This window comes from Streptomyces sp. CBMA291, assembly GCF_014596525.1.
In the GTDB taxonomy this organism is placed as follows: domain Bacteria; phylum Actinomycetota; class Actinomycetes; order Streptomycetales; family Streptomycetaceae; genus Streptomyces.
Genome location: NZ_MSJP01000079.1, coordinates 147,990 through 169,901, shown reverse-complemented (window position 1 = coordinate 169,901; position 21,912 = coordinate 147,990). Strand labels below are relative to the sequence as shown.

The 21,912-nt window shown below is 73.5% G+C and carries 21 protein-coding genes; 13 read left to right on the top strand and 8 right to left on the bottom strand.

Annotated features, from left to right (window positions below; genetic code table 11):
- Positions 1–45: 45 nt before the first annotated feature.
- Positions 46–810, bottom strand: coding sequence for an IclR family transcriptional regulator (locus tag BU197_RS19300; protein ID WP_188269506.1), 765 nt, complete (start codon positions 808–810; stop codon positions 46–48).
- A 588-nt stretch (positions 811–1,398) separates the two neighbouring features.
- On the opposite strand from BU197_RS19300, the gene BU197_RS19295 reads away from it, so the two are divergent.
- The 7 genes from BU197_RS19295 (at position 1,399) to BU197_RS19265 (ending at position 9,930) form a co-directional block, all read left to right on the top strand.
- Complete coding sequence (locus tag BU197_RS19295) at positions 1,399–3,069, top strand: VanW family protein (protein ID WP_317452032.1); 1,671 nt, start codon at positions 1,399–1,401, stop codon at positions 3,067–3,069.
- A gap of 583 nt (positions 3,070–3,652) precedes the next feature.
- Positions 3,653–4,702: a serine hydrolase domain-containing protein gene (locus BU197_RS19290; RefSeq protein WP_411158505.1), complete on the top strand. Its 1,050-nt coding sequence runs from the start codon at positions 3,653–3,655 to the stop codon at positions 4,700–4,702.
- A gap of 240 nt (positions 4,703–4,942) precedes the next feature.
- The gene (locus tag BU197_RS19285; RefSeq protein ID WP_188269504.1) at positions 4,943–5,770 is read left to right on the top strand and encodes a peptidoglycan-binding protein; all 828 of its coding nucleotides are present in this window, start codon (positions 4,943–4,945) and stop codon (positions 5,768–5,770) included.
- A 214-nt stretch (positions 5,771–5,984) separates the two neighbouring features.
- The gene (locus BU197_RS19280; RefSeq protein WP_188269503.1) at positions 5,985–7,430 is read left to right on the top strand and encodes a glyceraldehyde-3-phosphate dehydrogenase; all 1,446 of its coding nucleotides are present in this window, start codon (positions 5,985–5,987) and stop codon (positions 7,428–7,430) included.
- Positions 7,431–7,660: 230 nt separating this feature from the next.
- Positions 7,661–7,864 (top strand): cold-shock protein, encoded by a 204-nt coding sequence (locus BU197_RS19275; RefSeq protein WP_015031667.1) that lies wholly within the window; start codon positions 7,661–7,663, stop codon positions 7,862–7,864.
- An 82-nt stretch (positions 7,865–7,946) separates the two neighbouring features.
- A complete protein-coding gene (locus tag BU197_RS19270; protein WP_188269502.1) occupies positions 7,947–9,323 on the top strand; it encodes a DEAD/DEAH box helicase in 1,377 nt (458 codons plus the stop codon).
- Between the two features lie 139 nt (positions 9,324–9,462).
- Complete coding sequence (locus BU197_RS19265) at positions 9,463–9,930, top strand: MazG-like family protein (RefSeq protein WP_223182512.1); 468 nt, start codon at positions 9,463–9,465, stop codon at positions 9,928–9,930.
- A 15-nt stretch (positions 9,931–9,945) separates the two neighbouring features.
- Here BU197_RS19265 and BU197_RS19260 read toward each other — a convergent pair whose 3' ends face one another.
- The 4 genes from BU197_RS19260 to BU197_RS19245 are packed head-to-tail and all read right to left on the bottom strand — an operon-like array spanning position 9,946 to position 13,662.
- Positions 9,946–11,157: an ABC transporter permease gene (locus tag BU197_RS19260; protein WP_188269501.1), complete on the bottom strand. Its 1,212-nt coding sequence runs from the start codon at positions 11,155–11,157 to the stop codon at positions 9,946–9,948.
- Positions 11,154–11,903, bottom strand: a complete 750-nt coding sequence (locus tag BU197_RS19255; RefSeq protein ID WP_188269500.1) for an ABC transporter ATP-binding protein — start codon at positions 11,901–11,903, stop codon at positions 11,154–11,156. Before BU197_RS19255 ends, BU197_RS19260 begins: the two co-directional genes overlap by 4 nt.
- Entirely contained in the window at positions 11,900–13,000 is a 1,101-nt protein-coding gene (locus tag BU197_RS19250) for a peptidoglycan-binding protein (protein WP_188269499.1), read from the bottom strand. The genes BU197_RS19255 and BU197_RS19250 overlap by 4 nt, the downstream gene beginning before the upstream one ends.
- Positions 12,997–13,662 (bottom strand): hypothetical protein, encoded by a 666-nt coding sequence (locus tag BU197_RS19245; protein ID WP_188269498.1) that lies wholly within the window; start codon positions 13,660–13,662, stop codon positions 12,997–12,999. Before BU197_RS19245 ends, BU197_RS19250 begins: the two co-directional genes overlap by 4 nt.
- A gap of 133 nt (positions 13,663–13,795) precedes the next feature.
- On the opposite strand from BU197_RS19245, the gene BU197_RS19240 reads away from it, so the two are divergent.
- From BU197_RS19240 to BU197_RS19230, 3 genes are read left to right on the top strand one after another with little or no spacing between them, the layout of a single operon-like run.
- Complete coding sequence (locus BU197_RS19240; protein ID WP_188269497.1) at positions 13,796–14,491, top strand: response regulator transcription factor; 696 nt, start codon at positions 13,796–13,798, stop codon at positions 14,489–14,491.
- Positions 14,488–16,041 (top strand): sensor histidine kinase, encoded by a 1,554-nt coding sequence (locus tag BU197_RS19235; protein WP_188269496.1) that lies wholly within the window; start codon positions 14,488–14,490, stop codon positions 16,039–16,041. Before BU197_RS19240 ends, BU197_RS19235 begins: the two co-directional genes overlap by 4 nt.
- Positions 16,038–16,532, top strand: coding sequence for a GerMN domain-containing protein (locus tag BU197_RS19230; protein ID WP_188269495.1), 495 nt, complete (start codon positions 16,038–16,040; stop codon positions 16,530–16,532). The genes BU197_RS19235 and BU197_RS19230 overlap by 4 nt, the downstream gene beginning before the upstream one ends.
- A 166-nt stretch (positions 16,533–16,698) precedes the next feature.
- Here BU197_RS19230 and BU197_RS19225 read toward each other — a convergent pair whose 3' ends face one another.
- Together BU197_RS19225 and BU197_RS19220 are read right to left on the bottom strand one after the other, a co-directional pair.
- Positions 16,699–17,127, bottom strand: a complete 429-nt coding sequence (locus BU197_RS19225) for an ATP-binding protein (RefSeq protein WP_223182511.1) — start codon at positions 17,125–17,127, stop codon at positions 16,699–16,701.
- Between the two features lie 140 nt (positions 17,128–17,267).
- Positions 17,268–17,696, bottom strand: coding sequence for an ATP-binding protein (locus tag BU197_RS19220; RefSeq protein ID WP_188269494.1), 429 nt, complete (start codon positions 17,694–17,696; stop codon positions 17,268–17,270).
- Between the two features lie 148 nt (positions 17,697–17,844).
- On the opposite strand from BU197_RS19220, the gene BU197_RS19215 reads away from it, so the two are divergent.
- Both BU197_RS19215 and BU197_RS19210 read left to right on the top strand, forming a co-directional pair.
- A complete protein-coding gene (locus tag BU197_RS19215) occupies positions 17,845–18,357 on the top strand; it encodes a DUF6328 family protein (protein WP_188269493.1) in 513 nt (170 codons plus the stop codon).
- A 59-nt stretch (positions 18,358–18,416) separates the two neighbouring features.
- Positions 18,417–18,716: a plasmid stabilization protein gene (locus BU197_RS19210; protein WP_188269492.1), complete on the top strand. Its 300-nt coding sequence runs from the start codon at positions 18,417–18,419 to the stop codon at positions 18,714–18,716.
- 152 nt (positions 18,717–18,868) lie between these two features.
- Here the strand turns inward: BU197_RS19210 and BU197_RS19205 are convergent, their stop codons facing one another.
- A complete protein-coding gene (locus BU197_RS19205; RefSeq protein ID WP_188269491.1) occupies positions 18,869–20,305 on the bottom strand; it encodes an amidase in 1,437 nt (478 codons plus the stop codon).
- Between the two features lie 324 nt (positions 20,306–20,629).
- Here BU197_RS19205 and BU197_RS19200 point away from each other — a divergent pair, with 324 nt between their 5' ends.
- Positions 20,630–21,658, top strand: coding sequence for a terpene synthase family protein (locus tag BU197_RS19200; RefSeq protein WP_188269490.1), 1,029 nt, complete (start codon positions 20,630–20,632; stop codon positions 21,656–21,658).
- Positions 21,659–21,912: the final 254 nt, after the last annotated feature.

Below are 21,912 nucleotides of genomic sequence, written 5' to 3'. Positions count from 1 at the left end.
GCGTCCAGCGTGCGGTGTCCCGCCGGGGGCCGCCACCCGGCGCCGTCAGGATTCCGGCAGGACCGGAAAGTCCGGTACGGCCCGGGTGAGCGCCGCCCGGATCTCGCCCTGCCGCCGCCCGAAGTCGGCGGTGGGCAGGGAGACGGAGAGCGCGTGCACGATGCCGTCGCCGCGCTCGGGCAGGGCCACGGCGACACAGGTGTACGCGAGGTCCGCCTCGCCCACGGAGACGGCGAAGCCCTGCCCGCGCACCCGGTCGATCTCCGCCTCGAACCGCTCGGCGCTGGTGATCGTCCGCTCGGTGAACCGGGCCATCCCGTGCGCCGTCAGATAGCGGCGGCGCAGCGGACGCGGCAGCGCGGCGAGCAGCGCCTTACCGTGGGCGGTGGCATGGGCGCGGTCCTCGGGCCCGGGGGCGAAGGGGGGCGCGTCGTCGGTGACCGGGGCGGTGGTGTCGACGACGGTGATCAGACCGTCGCGGTAGGCCGTGTGGTACGCCTCCGCCCCGGTGGCCCGGCGCAGTCGGCCGAGCAGTTCGCCGGTCCCGGCGCCGAGTCCGTGGTGCCGCTGGTGGGAGCGGTGGAGGGCAGGGACGCGGGGGCCGGGCGCGTAGCCCTCGGCGGTCCGTACGAGATAGCCGCGCGCGAGCAGCGGGCCGGTGAGGTGGTAGACGGTCGAGAGGGCGCAGCCGAGCCGCCTGGCCAGTGCTTTCGCCCCGATGGGCCGGTCGGCGTCGGCGACGGCGTCGAGCACGGCGAGGGCCCGGTCGACGGACTGGGGCCCGGCACTCGGGGAGACGGCGGCTGGCATCGCTCCAGCTTACGGGGCGGGCGCGGCGGGCCAGGCGTAAACGGGCGTCGGGGGCCTACGGCGGAAACCGGGGGCGATGCCTCCGCGCCGGGCCCTCACCTGGCCTTCGCGCCGGGCCCTCACCTGACCTCCAGCTGACCTTCGCGCCGGGCCTCCGCCTGGCCTTCGTGCCGGACCTCCGCCTGGCCTTCGTGCCGGACCTCCGCCTGGCCTTCGCGCCGGGCCTCCGCCTGGTCTTCGTGCCGGAACCTCCACCTGGCTTCCGCGCCGGGCTCCTCGCCCCGCACTCGGCCTCCGTACCAAACCTCCGCGTCCCGCACCCCGTCCCCGGGCCGTTCCCCCATCTCCCCGGGCCGCTCCCCCATCGCCCCCGGGCCGTCTCCGTCGCCCGCGCGAACCGCTCCGTGCGCGCCCCGATCCCCTCCGTATCCACGCAGGTCAAAACGCGCTTATGTGCATAAGACACTCTTTCGGCGTACCGTCAACGGGTTCACTCCCCTCGACGCCACAGGAGAGCGTGTGCCCCGCCACAGGATCGATCATGCCTCGACGACCCGTCAGGGGCGTCGGTCGCGCCTCCGGACGGCGGTGATCGCGACGAGCGTGGTCGCCGTCGCCGCCGGTGGTCTGTACGCGGCGGGGCTCCTCGCCACGGGTGACGAGATATCCGCCGGGACCCGGGTCGGCGGCGTGGACATCGGCGGCATGAGCCGGACCGAGGCCGAGGCCAAGCTGCGGGCCGAGGCACCGGCCTCGTGGAGCGCGCCGATACCCGTGCGCGTCGACGACCGCGCCCTGACCGTGACGCCCGCCTCCGCCGGGCTCACCGTGGACGCGGCGCGAACCGCCGAACTGGCCGCCGATCCCTCCCGTGACCCCTTCACCGTCATCGGGCGCCTGTTCTCCACCGGCGAGCGCGAGATACGGCCCGTCTTCGCGTACGACGAGGCCAAGGCGAAGGCCACCGTGGCCGAGCTGGCGAAGAAGAACGACCGCGCGGTGCGCGAGGGCTCCGTCGCCTTCCGCGACGGCAAGGCCGTCGCCACGCAGCCCGTCACCGGCCGCAAGCTGGACACCGGGCGGGCCGTGGAGACCCTGCGCGCCGCCTACCCCGCCGCCACCGGCGCCGCGCCCGTGGTCCTTCCCGTCACGATGACCGAGCCGAAGCTGCCCGCCGCCGAGGTGACCCGTTTCCTCGACACGTACGCGAAGCCCGCGGTCTCCGGTCCCGTGACGCTCACGGCGGGCTCCGAGCGGCTGCGGATCCCCGCCTCGACCCTGAGCGACCACCTCACCGTGAAGACGGAGGGCGGCAAGCTGACCGGCGTACTCGACGAGGAGGCGCTGCTGCGCGACCCCGAGGTGTCCCGTTCGCTGGCCACGATGACCGGCGCTCCGGTGGAGGCGAGCCTCGGGGTCAGCGGCGGCCGGGTCGTGGTGGAGTCGGAGGGACGCCCGGGGCACGAGGTGACCGCGAAGGCCCTCGGCGACGCCGTACGCCCCCTGCTCACGCGTACGGGGGCGGCCGAGCGCACCGGGGCGGTGGCCACCTCGATCACCGAGCCCAAGCTGTCCGGCGGCTCCCTCGCCCGCCTCGGCATCACCGAGCAGCTCTCCTCGTTCACCGTGAACTTCCCGAGCGCCCCGTACCGGACCACGAACATCGGCCAGGCGGCCCGGCTGATCAACGGCTCGCTGGTGCAGCCGGGCGAGGTGTGGAGCTTCAACGAGAGGGTCGGCGAGCGGACCGCCGAGAACGGCTTCGTCGACGGCACGATGATCCTCGACGGCCAGTACCGCTCCGCACCCGGCGGCGGTGTGTCGGCGATGGCGACGACCGTCTTCAACGCCATGTTCTTCGCCGGGGTGAAGCCCGTCGAGTACGGCGCCCACTCCTTCTACATCGAGCGCTACCCGGCCGGCCGCGAGGCGACCGTGGCCTGGGGCTCGCTCGACCTGAAGTTCCGCAACGACACCGGCAAGCCGATCTACATCAAGGCGGGCGCGACCGACTCCTCGGTCACGGTGAGCTTCCTCGGGACGAAGAAGTACGACTCCGTGGAGGCGGTCGCCGGTCCGCGCACCCACCTCACCCAGCCCGCGAAGCGCGAGGGCACCGGCGAGGCGTGCGTACCGCAGACGCCGCTCGAAGGCTTCGACATCGCGGTCGACCGGGTCTTCAAGAACGGCGGCACGGAGGTGAAGCGGGAGACGTTCAAGACCCACTACACCCCGCGGGACGAAGTGATCTGCAAGTAGGCGGACGCCCCCTCCCGTCGGGCCTCGGCCATCCCCTTGGCGCCTCGGCCATCCCCTGGGCGCCTCGCCCTTCCCTCCCTGGGTGCCTTGGTCATCCCCTGCGCGCCTCGGCCGTCCTGGGCGCGCCGCCAGTCGCCTCGGTCACCCCGGTCACCCCGGTCACCCCGGCTTCCTGGGCCACCCGGGGCCACCCCGATCGCCCGAGCCCCCGAGCCCCTGGCCGCTCCGGGCCCTTCGGGTCGGCTGGGGCCCCCGGCCGCCCCGGTCGCCTCAGCCCCCGCGCTGGCGCGAGGCGGCGGGAGCGGCCGGACAGTTCCAACAGCCGGACAGTTCCAGCCTCCGGACAGCCCCGGCGGCCGGACAGTTCCTACGACCCGGCAGTTCCCACGGCCCGGCGTCGGGAAGGCCGACGGCCGATGGCCGCCGGGCCTCCCCCGTGTGTCCGCCGGACACACGGCTGCGCCGGACGGAGGCTTGCCCGGCCGGAAGCGTGTCTTCCCCCAGGACCGGGGCATCTCTCCGGAGCACGGGCCGCCGGGCTCCGCAGGGCCCGCCCCCCGTCCCGGCCCGTCGGAGGCGCACGGTGGCTGTGGGCAGCGAACCCCTGGAGCGCGGCGAACCCCTGGAGCGGCTTCTCGGCGAGGCGGCGCGCGCGGGCGCGTACCCGGGTGCGGCGTGGGCCGTGGGCGACGCGCGCGGCACGCTCGCGGAGGGCGCCGTAGGAGTTCTCGACCCCGCGCGCCCCGAGGAGCCCGTGCGGACGGACACGCTCTTCGACGTCGCCAGCCTGACCAAGATCCTCGCCGTGTGGGCGGTGACGGGGACCCTCGTGGACGCGGGGAAGCTCGACCTCTCGGCCCCGCTGGGCTCCTTCTGGCCCGAGGCGGCGGGGCGGCCCCTCGCCGAGGCCACCGCCCTCCATCTGCTCACCCACACGGCGGGCCTCCCACTGCGCGCCAACCTCCGGAACCTCTACGGCTCCGATCCGCAGGACGTCAGGGACGGGGTGCTCGCGGAGCCGCTGCGGCACCGGCCGGGCGCGGAGGTCGCCTACACCGACCGGGCGGCGCTCGTCCTCGGCTATCTCGTCGAGCACCTCGCCGGCGGACCGCTGCCCCGGCTCGCGGCCGAGCGGGTCTGGGCCCCGCTGGCCATGACGGAGACCCGGTACGGCCCGCTGCCGCCCGCCGTACGGGAGCGGTGCGCGCCCACGGAGTACGACGAGGAGACCGGCGCCCCGCTCCGGGGTACCGTGCACGACTTCTCGGCCCGGCTGCTCGGTGGCGCCTGCGGAATCGCGGGGGTCTTCACCACCACCGCCGACATCGGACGGTTCCTGCGCCCCCTGCTCGACCCGCGCCCCGGCGTCCTCTCGGCCGACTGGACGGCCGCCTCGCTGCGGGTCCGCACCGGAGAGCTGACGCCGCCGCGCGGTCTTTTCTGGCATCCGGCTCCGGGCACGGGTCCGTCGGAGGACCTCTGGACGCACACCGGGTTCACGGGCACGGGGATGTGGGTCTCCCCTGCCCGGGGCCGCTGGGCGGTCCTCCTCACCAACCGGCTCCGGCTCACCCGCGACCCGGGACCGCTGGCGCGCGTCAGGGACGCCTTCCGGGCCCTCGCCTTTCCGTGACTCCCGGGGACGCCGGGACCCGAGGCGCCGGGGCCCGGGGCAGGCGAGACGCGACAGACGGCCCGGACCCGTCACCGTCCGTGTGAGGTGCGTCACCTGTTAACGATCTCTTAAGGGGCAAGGTCGTGAAACTTCCGGTATCGCCCACATGTGAGCCAGTTGACGCCCGCTTTGACCGCCGGTCAACATCTTCGCAGCTTCGTCACGTTCCCTTCGGCTTCCCCTCAACCGGAGCACTCGATGCGCAACAGGGCCGCCTCGACCCCCTCGGTCACGCCCGCCCCCGAACCCTCCGCCCCCCAGGCCGGCACGGGGGCCGGTGAGCACCTGTTCGGGCAGCCGGCCGGGCCGGGCCACGGCGGGGCGGGCCCGCGCGGGCAGGACGTGGACCTCTTCGACGCCACCCTCCGGCTGCCGCCGGTCCCCGCCGAGGACCCGCCGGGAGCCGAGGAGCCCCGCCGCTTCCGGCGCGGCAGGTCGGCGTCCCCGGCGCGCCGGTCCATGGTGCTCCCGCTGACCGTCGCGGGAGCCCTCTCGGCGGGCCTCGGGATGGCCCTGTCGCTCTGGCTCGCCCCTGAGCACTCCCCCGTGCCTCCGGCGACGACCCCGCTGGCCCTCCCCGATCCGGCCTCCCCCTCGGAGGAGTCCGGCGACGCCGCCGGGGCGGCCACCGCGCCGGAGACGGCCTCGGCCCACCCGTCGGCGACCGCCTCCCGTACGCCCTCGCCGACGCCCTCGGCCACCCGGTCCGCCTCGGCGACCCCCTCCGCCACCCCCTCCCCCGCCGACACGCCGACGCGCCCCCCTTCTTCGTACGCCCCGCAGCAGGGCGGCCGGCCGGGGTCCCAGGGGCTGGCCGTGGGCAGCAGCGGTCCCGCCGTGACCGACCTCCAGAACCGGCTCCAGGAGCTGCGGCTCTACGCGGGGACGGCCGACGGGGTCTTCAGCCAGGCGGTGGCGGACGCGCTGAGCCGCTACCAGATCGCCCGAGGCGTCCCGGGGGAGCGCGGTGTCTACGGACCCGCCACCCGCGCCGCCCTGGGAGCCGAGACCCACGGCGGGAACTGACCGCATCGCCGAAGCCCCCCCCCGAAGCCGCCCCCGGCCATCGGGGACCGGGACCTCCGCCCCGAACCGAGCCGCCGCACCCCGGCGGCTCTTCGGCGTGCCCCGAACCGGCTCGGACCCGGCCCGTACGCCCACAACCCGTGCGACACCCCTTGATACAACCAAGCGACCGGGGGTTACCATATGAGCGCCGCCTAGCTCGAAAGATAATCCTGTGACTGTCAATGACGACTCGTTCACCAGTTGGAAGAACCGCGAGGAGATCGCGGAGTCGATGATCCCGATCATCGGGAAGCTGCACCGGGAGCAGGACGTCACCGTCCTGGTCCACAGCCGCTCCCTGGTGAACAAGTCGGTGGTCAGCATCCTGAAGACGCACCGATTCGCCCGGCAGATCGACGGCGAGGAGCTCTCGGTCACCGAGACGCTTCCCTTCCTCCAGACGCTCACCACCCTCGACCTGGGCCCCTGCCAGATCGACATCGGCGTCCTCGCCGCGGACTACAAGACCGACGCCCGCGGTCTCACCGTGGAGGAGTTCACCGCCGAAGCGGTCGCCGGGGCCACCGGAGAGAACAAGGCCGAGCGCCGCGACGGCCGTGACGTCGTGCTGTACGGCTTCGGCCGCATCGGCCGCCTCGTCGCCCGCCTCCTCATCGAGAAGGCCGGCTCGGGCAACGGTCTGCGCCTGCGCGCGATCGTCGTCCGCGGCGGCGGCGAGCAGGACCTGGTGAAGCGCGCCTCGCTGCTGCGGCGCGACTCGATCCACGGCCAGTTCCAGGGCACCATCACCGTCGACGAGGCGAACAGCACGATCGTCGCCAACGGCAACACGATCAAGGTGATCTACGCCAACGACCCCTCCGAGGTCGACTACACGGCGTACGGCATCGAGAACGCCATCCTCATCGACAACACCGGCAAGTGGCGCGACCGCGAGGGCCTGTCGAAGCACCTGCGCCCCGGCATCGACAAGGTCGTCCTGACCGCGCCCGGCAAGGGTGACGTGCCGAACATCGTGCACGGCGTCAACCACGAGACGATCAAGCCGGACGAGCAGATCCTGTCCTGCGCCTCCTGCACCACGAACGCGATCGTGCCGCCGCTGAAGGCGATGGACGACCAGTACGGCGTGCTGCGCGGCCACGTGGAGACGGTCCACTCGTTCACGAACGACCAGAACCTCCTGGACAACTACCACAAGGCCGACCGTCGCGGCCGTTCCGCGCCGCTCAACATGGTGATCACGGAGACCGGTGCCGCCTCCGCCGTCGCCAAGGCGCTGCCCGACCTGAAGGCGCCGATCACCGGCAGCTCGATCCGCGTCCCCGTCCCGGACGTCTCGATCGCCATCCTGAGCCTGCGCCTGGGCCGCGAGACCACCCGCGAGGAAGTCCTGGAGTACCTCCGCGACGTCTCGCTGCACTCGCCGCTGAAGCGCCAGATCGACTTCACCACGGCCCCCGACGCCGTCTCGATGGACTTCGTCGGCTCGCGCCACGCGTCCATCGTCGACGCGGGCGCCACCAAGGTCGACGGCGACAACGCCATCCTCTACCTCTGGTACGACAACGAGTTCGGCTACTCGTGCCAGGTCATCCGGGTCGTCCAGCACGTCTCCGGCGTGGAGTACCCGACCTTCCCGTCCCCGGCGGTCTGACCCCTCCAGCCTGTCCGCGGGTCCGCGCACGACACCTCGTGCGCGGACCTGCTACAGTTTCCCTTAGTTGCAGTCGTGGTTCCCAAGAAACTGACAAGTGCCTTAGACGATTCGACATCGTCGGGCACTTTCTGTGTTTTCGGTGCAGTTTTCCGGACGGGGCAATCATCACGGCGACGCCGGGATCCGCACAGTGCGGTTCCCAGGGCTACGCCCCGAAGGAGACAGTCATGGCTAACGGCACCGTCAAGTGGTTCAACTCGGAAAAGGGCTTCGGCTTCATCGAGCAGGAGGGTGGCGGCCCGGACGTGTTCGCCCACTACTCCAACATCGCCACCTCGGGCTTCCGTGAGCTTCAGGAAGGCCAGAAGGTGACCTTCGACGTCACGCAGGGCCAGAAGGGCCCGCAGGCGGAGAACATCCTCCCCGCCTGACGTCAGGTACGTCCGACGCAGCCGGAGTCCTCGCCCCTGTGGTGAGGGCTCCGGCTCGTCGCGTTCTCCAGGAAGGTCCCCCATGAGCAGTACGAGCAGCACGCACAGCACCGAGGGCACGAGCGGTTTCGCCGCGTTCGGCCTGCCGCCGGAGCTCCTCGCCGTCCTCACCCGGCTCGGCGTCGACGAACCGTTCCCCATCCAGTCCGCGACCCTCCCCGACGCCCTCGCGGGCCGTGACGTCCTGGGACGCGGCCGGACCGGCTCCGGCAAGACCCTCGCCTTCGGCCTGCCCCTGCTCGTACGCCTCTCCGGACGGCGTGCCGACTCCCGCCGACCGCTCGCCCTGATCCTCGTCCCCACCCGCGAACTCGCCCAGCAGGTCACCGAGGCGCTCGACCCGCTCGCCGAGGCCCTGCGGCTGCGCACGGCCACCGCCGTCGGCGGGATGTCGATCGGCCGCCAGGCCACCGCGCTCCGCGAGGGCGCAGAGATCCTCGTCGCCACCCCCGGCCGTCTCATGGACCTCGTCGGGCGCAAGGACTGCCGTCTCGACCGGGTGACCGTGACCGTCCTCGACGAGGCCGACCAGATGGCCGACATGGGCTTCCTGCCCCAGGTCACCGAGGTCATGGACCTGACGCCGCCGGACGGACAGCGACTGCTGTTCTCCGCGACCCTGGACCACGACGTCGACCAGCTGGTCGAGCGGTACCTCTCGGACCCGGTGGACCACTCCGTCGACCCCTCGGCCGCCGCCGTCTCCGCCATGGACCACCATGTGCTCCTGGTACACGGCCCCGACAAGTTCGCCACGGCCACCGAGATCGCCGCCCGCGACGGGCGCGTCCTCATGTTCCTGTCCACGAAGGCGTCCGTGGACCGCTTCACCAAGCACCTCCTCGGCAGTGGCGTACGCGCCGCCGCACTGCACGGCGGCAAGTCCCAGCCGCTGCGGACCCGCACCCTCGACCGCTTCCGGAGCGGTGAGGTGCCGGTCCTGGTGGCGACCAACGTGGCGGCGCGCGGCATCCACGTCGAGGCACTCGACCTCGTGGTCAACGTCGACCCGCCGGCCGACCACAAGGACTACCTCCACCGGGGCGGGCGCACCGCGCGCGCCGGGGAGTCCGGACTCGTGGTCACCCTGGTGACCCCCGATGAGCGGCGCGAGGTGGCCCGGCTCATGGCGGACGCCGGGATCCGTCCCCGCGAGACCCGGGTCCGGTCCGGCGAGGCCGAGCTGAGCCGGATCACCGGCGCGCGCGCCCCTTCGGGCGTGCCCGTCGACGGCGGCGCGCCGAGCCCGGAGCGCGCCAAGCGCGGCGGCGCGGCCTTCCGGGGCATGGGCACCGTCCCCGGCCGCCCCGGCCGTGCGAAGAACGAGTCCCGCAAAGCCACCGAGGCACGGAAGGCAGCCGAGGCGCGCCAGGCCGCGCGAGTCCGCCGGGGCGGCTGACGCCGTCCCTGACGCGAGGGGCGTGCGGCCGGGTCGGCCGGCTCCGTACGCGAGCCGGTCCGCCCACCCGTCCGCGTGCGCGGACGACGTGCCGCGTCCAGTACGGTGGCGCCCCCGTCCGGACGACTACGGAGGCCCCATGGGCGACGACACCGACGGCAACGACGGCACCCGCGCGGCCTCCGCGCCGCCCTGGGAGACGATCGGTGCGCTCGCCGCGCTCTTCGGAGCCTTCGACGGCGGGCGCGGGATCGCGGCGGAGGAGCAGTGGACGCTCCAGGTCCTCAAGCTGGCCGAGGAGGTCGGCGAGGCCGCGCAGGCCGTCGTCGGAGCGCGGGCGACCAACCCCCGCAAGGGCCGAAGCCACAGCTGGGAGCAGGTGCAGGAGGAGGTCGCGGACGTGGTGATCACCGGCATGGTCACCCTGGCCCGGATGCGGCCTGCCGACGCCCGGGAGTACTTCGAGGCCGTGCTCGCGGTGAAGTCCGCGAAGTTCCTCCCGGGCGCGGAGACCTCCCGGGCGCAGGGGCCTTCCCGGGCGCCGGGGCCTTCCCGGGTGCCGGGGCCCTCCGGGGCGCGCGGGACGGGGCTTCCTGATCCGGCTTGATCCGAAGGACGCCGCCTAGGTGGCGTTGAGGGCCACCGTCGGATGGAGCCGGGAGGCGCGGACCGCCGGGTAGAGGCCGGCGACCACGCCGATCAGCAGGGTCGCGGCGAGGCCGCCCGCCAGGGCCCACGGCGGGACCACCGGCGTCCAGTGCTGCACCCGGGCGAAGCCGTAGGTCGCCGCCGCGCCGAGGGCCGCTCCCGCCGCCCCGCCCAGCGCCGAGAGCAGCAGCGACTCGGTGAGGAACTGGAGCCGGATCGCGCCCCTGGTCGCGCCGAGGGAGCGGCGCAGTCCGATCTCCTGGCGCCGTTCGAGTACGGAGACGACCATGGTGTTGGCGACGCCGACGCCGCCGACGAGCAGGGCCACCGCGCCGAGGCCCAGCATCAGGGTGGTCAGGCCCTTGTCGGTGGCCGCCTTCGCGGCCAGCGCGTCGGAGGGCCGGGAGACCTTGACGGCGCCTTCGTCCCCGGGGCTGATGGTGCGGGCGAGGATGGCCCGTACGTCCTCCACGGAGGCGTCGGTGGAGCGCTCGAAGACGGTGGTGGGATGCCCGTCGAAGCCGAAGTAGCGTTGGGCGGTGGGGAATCCGACCATCGCGACCCGGTCCAGGTTCGGGACGAGTTCGATCGGTCGCAGGACGCCGACGACGACCACCCGGGTGTCGTTCATCATGATGGTCTCACCTGTCCGGGTGATTCCCAGGCGGTCGGCGGCGACCGCGCCGAGCACGGTGACCGGCAGCCGCTCCCCCGCCCGGTCGAACCAGCGGCCCTGGGCGACCTCGCCGCCGAGCGCGGCGAGGAGGTCGGTGCGGACCGCCTGGGTGGTGACGCCCGCCGTGCGTTCCTCGGGGACGACGTCGCTGCGCCGGATGCGGGCGTCGACGTCGCCGCTGGCGGTGGCGTGCCGGACGGGGCCGATGCGTTCGACCATGGCGACCGCGTTCCTGGGGAGTTTGACGTCCCGGCCCTGGCCGTCCTTGCCCGCCTCTGCGGTGAGCAGGTTGGTGCCGAGCCGGTCGAGCCGGGCCATCAGGTCCGCCCGGCTGGACTCGGAGAGGCCGACGACCGCGACCATGGTCGCGATGCCGATGGCGATGCCGAGCGCGGAGAGCACCACGCGGGCGCGGCGGGCGCGCAGCCCGACCGAGCCGACCCGGAACACGTCGGGGACGGAGAGCCGGGCCGGGCGGAGGGTGCCACCCGGTGTGAGGGTGCCTTTCACGCGGTGGCCCCTTCCCCGGGCGTGGTGCCGCGTTCGCCGGGCACGGTCCCGCGTTCGCCGGGCATGATCCCGCGTTCGTCGGCGACGATCTCGCCGTCCCTGAAGCGGACCCGGCGGGGCAGCGAACCGGCTATTCCGTCGTCGTGGGTGATGACGCAGATCGTGGTGCCGGAGGCGTTCAGCTCGTGCAGGAGTTCCATGACGATCCGTCCCGACGCGCTGTCGAGCGCCCCGGTGGGTTCGTCGGCGAGCAGCAGGCTGGGGGCGCCGACGAGGGCGCGGGCGATGGCCACGCGTTGTTTCTCGCCGCCGGAGAGTTCGTTGGGCGTGTGGGAGGCGCGGTGGTCGAGCCGGACCCTGGCCAGCGCCTCGCGGGCCCGGACGCGGCGCTGCCGGGCCGGGACGCCCGCGTAGAGCAGTCCGTCGGCGACGTTGTCGACGGCGTCGCGGCCGGCCGCGAGGTGGAAGTGCTGGAAGACGAAGCCGATGTGGCGGGCGCGCAGCGCGGAGAGGCGTGCGTCGGAGAGCGTGGACACGTCGTGGCCCGCGACGCGGACGGTGCCGCCGGTGGGCTTGTCGAGGGTGCCCATGACATGGAGCATGGTGGACTTTCCCGAGCCCGAGGGGCCGACGACGGCGAGGAGTTCGCCCGCGTGGACGGTGAGGTTCACCCCGCGCAGGGCGTGGACGCCGCCGGGGTACGTCTTGGCGGCGTCGCGGAGTTCGACGACGGGGACGGTGCTCATGAGGTCGCCACTCCGACCTTCAGGCCCTCGCGGACGTCGGGGCCGCTGACCTCGATCTTTCCGTCGGCGGTCATGCCGGTCTCCACCCTGACGACGGCCGTGGTGGCGCCCTGGACGACTTGGAGGCCGTATCCGCCGTCCTCGCCGCGCAGGGCAAGGACCGCTTCGACGGGGACGGCGAGGACGCCCTCGCGCGCCTCGCTGACGAATCTGACGCTGGCCGTCAGCTTGGGGTCCTCGCCCGCCGCCGCGGAGGCCCCGCCGTCGAGGACGACCTCGACGACGATGCCCTCCTGGGAGACCTCGGCCCCGCCGGGGCCCCCTGCTTCCTCGGGGCGTACGGTTCCGGCGACCCGGCCGGTGGCGGCCTTCCCGCTGGGCAGGGTGACCTCGACCCTGGTGCCCGGCGAGGTGAGAGCCCCGTCGGTCTGGTCCAGTTCGGCCCGGACGACGGGGCGGGTGGAGGCGACGGTGAGGACGGAGGTGTCGGGGCCCACCTGGTCGGCGAGGGCCGCGTCGGCGGAGACGACCTTGACCTGGCCGGTCTGGAAGACGACGTCGCCCTTGCCGACGCGGCCGGTGGGCTCGCGGTTCAGGGACTTCTGCCACTTCTTGACGGCCCGCTCGGTGTCCTCGTCGTAGCGGGGGTCGACATAGAGCCCGGAGCCGTATCCCAGGTCGCGCAGGTTGCGTTCCAGTTGGAGGACGTCGCTGCCCCGGTCGCCCTTCTTCATCTCGCGGAACATGGGGACCGGCCCGTAGAGGAGGGTGACGGGCTTGTCGTTCAGCTCGTAGAGGGCGTCTCCCCTGCTCAGGGTCTTCCCCTCGGGGGCGGCGACGGTGACGGTGCCGTCGACGGCGGACTTCACGGTGCGGCGGTGGGCGAAGTCGAGTCTGCCGTCGACGGTCTTGGAGCGGACCAGGTCGGTCCGGACGACGGTGGCGGTGGCGGGCGGCAGACCGCCGCCCTTCCCCGTGCCTCCGGCGCCGTCCCCGCCGCCGCCCGGGTCGAGGACGCCCAGGAGGAGTCCTCCGCCGGTGACGGCGGCGACGACCGCCACCGCGCCGAGCGCGCGCAGTGCCGTGCGGCGCCTCACTGCATGCCGTCCAGGCCGTCGAGCAGCTTGGTCCGGCACGCCTGACGGGCCTTCTTGTACGAGGGTGACTGCTGGTCGATGCCGGGGGACACCGGGTTGGGGTCGCCGCCCGGCTGCGCGTGACCGCTGCTCATGGTGGGGTTGGTGAAGCGGGTGACGCCGTTGTCCCGCATGCACTTGGCGTGCGCGAGCATCGATTCGTAGTCCTTCTGCTGGTCCCTCGGGGGCTCGGCCAGCATGACCGTGCGGAACTCGGGGGTGCAGACGCCGTTGCGGCCGCCCTTGGAGGCCTCCATCTGTCCGGTCTCCTCGGCGACTTCGTTGACCTTCTCCCAGTCGAGGTGGCCGCTGAGCTTGGGGTCGGGGAAGTTCTTGTATCCGGCTTTGCCGCGCATGCAGCGGACGTAGGCCATCTGGGCGTCGTAGAAGGCGCTCTTGCCGGTGGGCCGGGCGGACGGGCCGTCGGCGTCGGCGGTGCCGGTGGTACCGGCGGGGGCGGTGGTGGGCGCGGTCGTCGCGGGCGCCGTGGCGATGGCCTCGTCGCCGGAGGCGCGGACGCCCTCGCCCGCGTCGCAGGCGACGGAGAGGGCGAGGACCGGCAGGACGGCGAGCGCGGCGAGCCGGAGCGGGAGCGAGACCCGGGAGGCTGTCTTCGTGGTCATGCCCTCACCTTCGCCAGGTCACGTGATGGCGGTTCCATGGCGACATGATGGGAACGTAACAATGCCCCCGACCTGCGATCCGGCTCCCGGGAAGGGCTTCGGATGGGCGTCCGCCGCACCCATAATCGAACGCATGCCGCATGTACTGATCATCGAGGACGACGCCTCGGTCCGGGACGGGATGGAGCTCGTGCTGCGCCGGCACGGGTACGGCGTCGACGCCGCCGCCACCGGCGAGGAGGCGCTCGCGCTGCTCGACGCCCCGGACGGCGGGCGGATCGAACTGGCCGTCCTCGACCTGATGTTGCCCGGCATGGACGGCTTCGAGGTGTGCCGTCGCATCCGGACCCGGACGAGCGTCCTGCCGGTCATCATGCTGACCGCGCGCGGCGACGACCACGACATCGTGACGGGTCTGGAGGCGGGCGCGGACGACTACGTCGTCAAGCCGGTCACCGCCCCCGTCCTCGAAGCCCGCATCCGGGCCGCCCTGCGGCGCGCGGAACCGGCGGCGCGGGACCGGGCGGACGGGACCGACCTCGCGGGGCTCGTCATCGACCGCGCCGGACTCACCGTCACCAAGCACGGCGCCACGGTCCCCCTGCCCCCCACCGAGCTGCGGCTACTCCTGGAACTCTCGGCCTCCCCCGGCCGGGTCTTCAGCCGCGAGCAGCTCCTCTCCTCGGTCTGGGACCACACCTTCCTCGGCGACTCCCGGCTGGTGGACGCGGCCGTCGGACGCCTGCGGGCCAAGCTGGAGGACGTACCGGCCAAGCCCCGGTACGTGCAGACCGTGCGGGGCTTCGGCTACCGCTTCGGCCCGCTGTGAGCCCCCGTACACGAGGCTCCGCGGGCGGCGGGGACGGCGCGCCGAGGCGGCGTCCGCGCCGGTTCGGCGGCGGGCTGCGGACCCGGCTCGTCGTCACCTTCGTGCTCGTCGCGCTGGTCAGCGCGGTCACCGCGACCGCGCTCGCCTACCGGGACGCGCGCACCGCCGTCCTGCGGCGCACCCAGGACGCCGCCGTGAACGACGTCCGCACCCGGGTCACCTCGGTCGCCGCCGACTTCGACCTGCCGCCCGACCAGCGGTCGCTGGCCCGCTTCGCGGCCCGGGTCTCGGACGGGCTCGGCGCCCGGATCGTCGTCGTCCGGCACCGGGACCTCACCGCCGTCTCCGACGCGTACGCCACCGTGGAGGGCCGCGTCACGCCCGAACTGCGCGCCGCCGTACGGGCGGGGCACGGGGCCCTGTTCCAGCGGGTCGAGTGGCGGGGCGAGCCCTATCTGGTGGTCGGCATGCCGGTGACGTACGCGGACGGGGACCGGCGTGTCTCGGGCCTGGAAGTCTTCGTGATCACCGATCTGCGGGCCGAGCGCGACGACACCACCGCCCTCCTGAGGTCCGTCCAGGCGGGGCTGCTGCCCGTGGTGGTGCTCGCCGCCCTGCTCGCGCTCCTCGCGGCGGGCACGGTCCTGCGTCCGGTACGGAAGCTGGGGCGGGCCACCCGGGGACTCGCCGCCGGGGATCTCGGCAGCCGGGTCTCGGTCCGGGGCCGGGACGAACTCGCCGACCTCGCACGGACGTTCAACGAGACGGCGGACGCCCTCCAGGCCTCGGACGCGCGGCTGCGCGAGCAGGAGGCGAAGGCCCGGCGCTTCGTGGCGGACGTGTCGCACGAGCTGCGCACGCCCCTCGCCGCGATGACGATGGTCGCGACCGTCCTGGAGGAGGACGCCGACCAGCTGCCGCCGGACGCGGCGCGCGCCGCCCGCACCATGGGCGCGGAGACCGCCCGGCTCGCCCGGCTCGTCGAGGACCTGATGGAGATCTCCCGCTTCGACGCGCAGGCGGTCCGGCTGAACGCGGCGGAGACGGACCTCGCCGAGACGGTACGGGCCTCGCTCGCGCTGCGCGGCTGGACCGACCGGGTGGAGACCCGGCTCGACGAAGGAGTGCGGGCGGTCGTCGACCGACGCCGGATCGACGTGATCGTCGCCAACCTGGTGGGCAACGCGCTGCGGCACGGCGCCCCTCCGGTCCTCGTGACCCTCGCCACCGGAACCGGTCCCGAGGGCCCCTGGGCGACGGTGGAGGTCGCCGACCACGGCCCGGGGCTCCCGCCCGAGGTACGGGAACGCGTCTTCGACCGTTTCTACAAGGCGGACGCCTCGCGCACCCGGGGCGCGGCCGACGACGAGCGGGGCAGCGGTCTCGGCACCGCGATCGCCCTGGAGAACGCCCGTCTGCACGGCGGCACGATCGAGGTCGCCGAGGGGCCGGGAGGCGGCGCGGCGTTCACCCTGCGACTGCCCCTGCGGCGCGCGGAGCAGCCCGTGGAAACGGAAGCGGAAACGGAAACGGAAGGAGAGTCGCGATGAGGGTGGCGAAGAGGATGACCACGGCGGCCCTCGGCCTTCTCCTCGCGGGGTGCGGCGTCCAGCCGACCGGGGTGATCGGCGCGGGCGAGCCCGCCACCGGGCTGACCCGGGGCGTACGGCTGTACTTCGCGTCCGGCAGCGGACTCCAGGCCGTACCGGTGCTCGACCGGAAGATCACGGACCTGAGCACGGTGGTGAAACTGCTCGACGTCGGCCCCTCCCCCGCCGAACAGCGCGCCGGACTCGTCGACCTCGTCGAGATCGGCGGCTACGCGGTGACCGGCCGGGGCACCGAGGTCACCCTCAGCCTGGAGGAGCCGTACGGCGCTTCCGGCCGCGACCAGGGCACCGGACAACTGGTGTGCACCCTGGCCCGCGCCCAGTCGGTCCTGGAACCGGAGGTGAGGACGGAGGACGTACGGGTCACCCTGCGCCCCCGCGACGGCGAGGTGTTCGGACCGTACAGGTGCTCGGAGTTCCTGAACGGCTGAACCGGGTGAACCGGCTGTCCGGCTGTCCGGCTGTCCGGCTGTCCGGCTGAACCAGGTGAGGGGAATCCCGTACGGGACCCGGCATGACCCGGGTGGAGCGGGACGGGGGTGGCCTGGACGGACGGGCACGGACACCCGGCCCCGGGCCGGTCCTCCCCCGGGGCTCTCACCTCAGAGGCAGGCTCACCTCGATGGTCTTGCCGCCCTCCGGGGGCAGGCGCAGTCGGACCTCCAGGGCGAGGAGTCTGACCAGGGGCCAGCCGAAGCCCCCCTCGGCGAGCCCCGCGGCGCGCTCGGGGCTCCAGGCTTCCGCGCGGCGCGGCAGTTCGTCGCTCGCGTCGGCGACCGAGATCGTCACCGCCGCCGGGTCGAGGGCCACGTCGAAGCCGGTGAGCCCTCCCCCGTGCCGGAGCGCGTTCGTCACCAGTTCGGACGTCACGAGGAGGGCGTCGCCCAGGGCGGTGGGCGAGGGCGCGCCCCCGATCCCCGCCGTCAGCGCCGCCGCGACCCTCGCCCGCGCCTCGGCCGCGTCGCGCGGGATTCCCGCCCCGTCCTCCCGGTGTCTTCCTCGCCATGTGCCCTGCCGTGTGGCCACCGTCTCCACCGCTCCTTTCTCGTCGTCCCCGATGCCCCTTCCCCGGCACACGGTTCGCATTCCTCCCCTTACGCCCCGTACCCGAGGTGCTTTCCGCCACACGGGACGGTCGGACGGCCGGGAGCGGCGGCTCCCGGTGTTCACGGCTCCCCGATCTCCATCCAGACGCACTTCCCGCCCGCCCGGGGCAGGGTCCCCCACGCCCGGGTGAGCCGGGTGATGACGGCCAGGCCATGGCCACCCGGGCTGCCGGGCGCGCCCGGCGGGCAGGCGCGGGGGACCCTGCTGCTGTGGTCGGTCACCTCGACGCGCACCCCGCCCGCCCGGACGCACCGGACGACGAGTTCCGTCGGCCCTCCGGCGTGGCGGCAGGCGTTGGTGACCGCCTCGGACACCACGAGGAGGACGTCCTCGACGGCACGGTCCCGCTCCGCGCGGGAGGGCCCCTCGGGCCAGCCCAAGTCGGCCAGCGCGGCGCGGCAGAAGTCGCGGCAGCGCGCGGCCACCGCGGGCTCGTCCGGCGGTCCGAGCCGCAGGGACCGCCGTGCTGGTTCGCTCGTCGTCGGCATCGCGCCTCCCGTCAGGGGCGTTCTCCCGGCCCGTGCCCCGCCCGCCGCGCCGTACACGGCGGGACGGGATCGAATCGGGCGGGCGGGCCCGTTCTCGTGTGATGCTGCGAAGAGGACCGGGCGGCGGGCGAGCCGGGAGGTGCGGAGGATGACCGACCGCGAGGAGGCGGGGGCGGACCCCGCGGCCATGGGCCGCGTGGAGACCACCGACGAGCGCGCGGACCGGCAGTGGCTGGACCTCATGCAGGAGACCCGGGTGGTGCAGACCGGGGTGCAGATCATGCTGGGCTTCCTGCTGACCGTCGTCTTCACGCCCCGGTACGCGTCCCTGGGCACCACCGACCGGCGGATCTACGTGCTCACGGTGGTCCTCGGTTCGCTGGCCACGGGCGCCCTCATCGGCCCGGTCTCCTTCCACCGGCTGGTCTCCGGACGCCGGATCAAACCCCGGGCGGTGGTCTGGGCCTCCCGGCTGGTCTTCGCGGGGCTGCTGCTCCTGCTCGCCACCCTCACCAGCGCCCTGGTGCTCATCCTGCGGGTGGCCACCGCCGACGCGGTCGTCCCCTGGCTGGTGGGCGGAGTGCTCGCCTGGTACCTGCTGTGCTGGTTCGCGCTGCCGCTGTGGGCTCGCGGGCGGCACACCTCGCGACGTGAGGAGTGACGGCGGGGGCGCCGGGTAGCCGCCCCGGGAGGCCCCGTATCCACCGGAAGGAGTACGTCATGCCCCGCGGATCGAGCCCGAAGCGTGAACGGCAGTACGAGCATGTCAAGAAGAGCGCCGAGAAGCGCGGCGAGAGCGAGAAGCGCGCCGCGGAGATCGCCGCCCGGACGGTGGACAAGGAACGGGCCCGGCACGGCGAGTCCAGGACCTCCAGCCGGCTCTCGCGGGAGGACATGTCGTCCGGCGAGCGCGGCGGCCGGCGCTCCCACAGCGGTGCACGGGGGCGCACGTACGACCAGTTGTACGAGGAGGCCAGGCGGCGGAACGTCGAGGGCCGGTCGCAGATGAACAAGGAGTAGCTCCGGCGGGCCCTCGGCGGCGACTGAGGACGGCGGCGGGGGACGGTCGCCGGGACTTCCGCCGGAGGGCCGGACAGACGGGCCGGGGACCGGCCGCCGGAGGGACCGGGGACCGGCCGCCGATGGACGCCCGGCGGCCGGTCCCCGTCGGCTCAGAGGTCCTGGACTCGCCGGAAGGGCCGGTCCGCCTCCAGCTCGAAGGCGAGTTCGAGGAGGGTGCGTTCGGCGCCGGGCCGGGCGGTGAACATGACGCCGACGGGCAGTCCCTCCGCCGTGGGGTGCGGGGTGGGGAGCGAGAGCGAGGGGGTGCCGACCACGTTGTCGACGGGGGTGAAGGCGACGTACGCGAGGATGCGCTCGATCAGGGTCGGGTAGGGCACGGCGGGGCTGAGGTGGCCGAGGCGGGGCGTGGTGTGGGCGAGGACCGGCGAGAGGACGAGGTCGAGGCCCCGGAAGGCCGCCGCGTACGCCACCTTGATCCGCTTGAGGCGGCGCACGATGGCGGGGGTGCGCCGCCAGTTCCGCAGGTACTGCTCGCGCAGTCCCCGGCTGAGCCCGTCCATGCGGTGGCGGTCGAAGTCGGCGCCGAGGCTCCGTCCGGTGGTGCCGAGCAGGAAGGACAGCATGCCCCAGTAGGTGAGAAAGTCCTCGGTGAACCGGGGGTCGAGGTCCATGGCCACCGGTTCGACGCGATGGCCGAGCCTTTCGAGCGTGGCGACGGTCCCGGTGACGGCGGCGTGGGTGTCGGAGTCGATACGGACGCCGGTCGGCGAGTCGAGGAGGAAGCCGACGCGCAGCCGGCGCCCGGAGGGGCCCTCGACGAGACCGACGGGCGGCAGTTTCGGGTTGCGCCAGTGCGTCTCGGCGGCGGCGAGGAAGGCCGCGGTGTCGCGGACGGAGCGGGTGACGACGCCGTCGGAGACGAGGTCGACGGGGAGCCGGCTGCTCTGGGGGTTGGCGACGACCCGGCCCCGGGTCGGCTTGAGGCCGACGAGTCCGCAGCAGGCGGAGGGGATGCGGATGGAGCCGCCGCCGTCGTTGGCGTGGGCGATCGGTACGGCTCCGGCGGCGACGAGGGCCGCGCTGCCACCGGACGAACCGCCCGCCGAGCGGCCGGTGTTCCACGGGTTGCGGACGGGCTCGGCGTCCTCGTACTCGGTGGAGGGGCTGAAGCCGAACTCGGGCAGACGGGTCTTGCCGAGGACGGTGACGCCGGTGCTGAGGAACTGCTCGGTGAAGGGCCCGTGGCGGAGTGCGGCGCTCGGGGTGAAGGCGGCGCTGCCGTGGCCGGTGGGCAGTCCCCGGTGGTCGGTGTTGTCCTTCACGAAGGTCGGCACTCCGGCGAGGGCGCCCGAGCCGGTCCTGGCGCCCGAGCCGGTCCCGGGGGCGGGTGCCGGGGAGTCGACGTGCACCTGGACGGCGTGCAGACGGCCCTCGACGGCCCGGACACGGGCGGCGGCGTCCCGGGCCGCTTCCCCGGCGCTCACCTCGCCCCGGCGGATCGCCTCGGCGAGCCCGACGGCGTCGTGGTCGCCGAGTGCGTCGTCCCTGAAGGCGTGCACCGTGGTCGTTTCCTCGAATGTGGACACGCTGTCTCAGCCCCGCTCTCATGATGGGTGGACGGCCAGCATGCCGTACCCGTAAGTAACACGCGAGACTCTGGTACTCCTGTTCCAGGAGTGACAGTTGATGATGAGGGGCTGAAGGACCGTTTCCTCGGCCCTCTTCCTCCGGGAGTCCGTATTTCGATCATGGATCGGCTTGAATTCGGGGGGTTGCCGGTCGGCGTTGGCGGGCAGGTTTGCAGAGCCGTGGGGCGGGAATCGGCCGTCCTCGGTGGTGGTGGTTTAGTGATCGTGCACCGCTCGTCCGGCAGAACGCCTGAGCGGGCCGAAGAGGAGGGGTCGGTCCCCATGACCGTTCACACCGTCGAGCTTCCCCAGCTGTGGATGCCTCATCCCCCGCGGGTGAACCCCTTCCTGCCCGCACTCCGCGAGGAGAGCGAGACCTGGGCCCGCGACATGGGCATGCTGGGCGGGGAGCGGGGACCTGCGGCGGAGGGTCCCGTCTGGACCTCGTCCCAGTTCCACGCCATGACCGTCGACCAGTTGACCGCATGGACCCTCCCGGATGCCTCCCCGGACGCCCTGCGGCTCAACCACCGTTTCAACATCTGGGCGTTGGCCTGGGACGACTACTTCGCCGCCGCCTTCAAGCAGACCGGCGACCTGCCCGGGGCCCAGGCGTTCACCGACCGGCTGCACGACTTCCTCCGGCCGGAGCCCGACCGGCTGCCGGAGCCCGCGAACCCCGTCGAGCGAGGCATCGCCGACCTTCAGCGGCAGCTCTTCCCGCCCCGTCTCGCGCACTGGCGGCACGAGTTCAACCGGGCGCTGGTGCGGTACGTCGACGCGGGCGTCGAGGAGCTGGCCAACAGCCTCGGCGGCCGGGTCCCCCATCTGATCGAGTACGCGCCGTTCCGACGGGACAGCTTCGCCGCGCACACCGCCCCGTACAGCGTCGAGCTGGCCACCGGAGCGCGAATACCCGAACAGATCCGCCGCAGCCGGACCGTCCGCGCCCTGCTCGACGCCTTCATGGACTTCATGGGCCTCGCGAACGACCTCGCCTCCTACGAGCGGGAGGTCCACGAGGAGAAGGACGTCAACAACCTCGTGGTGGTGCTCGGTTCCTCCCTGGGCATTCCGCTCCGTGACGCCGTGCCCGCCGCCCTCAACCTGGTGAACACCCGGCTGAGGGACTTCGAGCACCTGCGGCGGACGGACCTGCCCCTCCTCGTCGAGCGGACCGGTCTGCGCGAGGACGAGCGGGCCGCCCTGGACACCTGGGTGCGGGGGGCCTGCGGCTTCCTGTCCGGCATCCACGCCTGGTACACGGGAGCCCCCCGGTACGCACCGACGGACCTGCCGTTCCCGGAGTGACGGCGCGCAGAAGCGGACCGACGCAACGAAGGACCGGCCCCACGGGGAGGCCGGTCCTCGTTCGTTCCTTGCGGGAGGGGCTGTCGGGGCGCGTGGGGCAGGTCCTAGCTCGAACTGGTCGACGACCACGCGGCGGTTCGTGGGCCTGTCCCGTTTCCTCCTCCAGCTCCGGCAGGTGCGCCCGGACGTAACCCTGCTGTAGGCGGGGTTCGGCAGCGTGCCAGACCTCTGCGACCCGCAGGGCGCCACGGCAG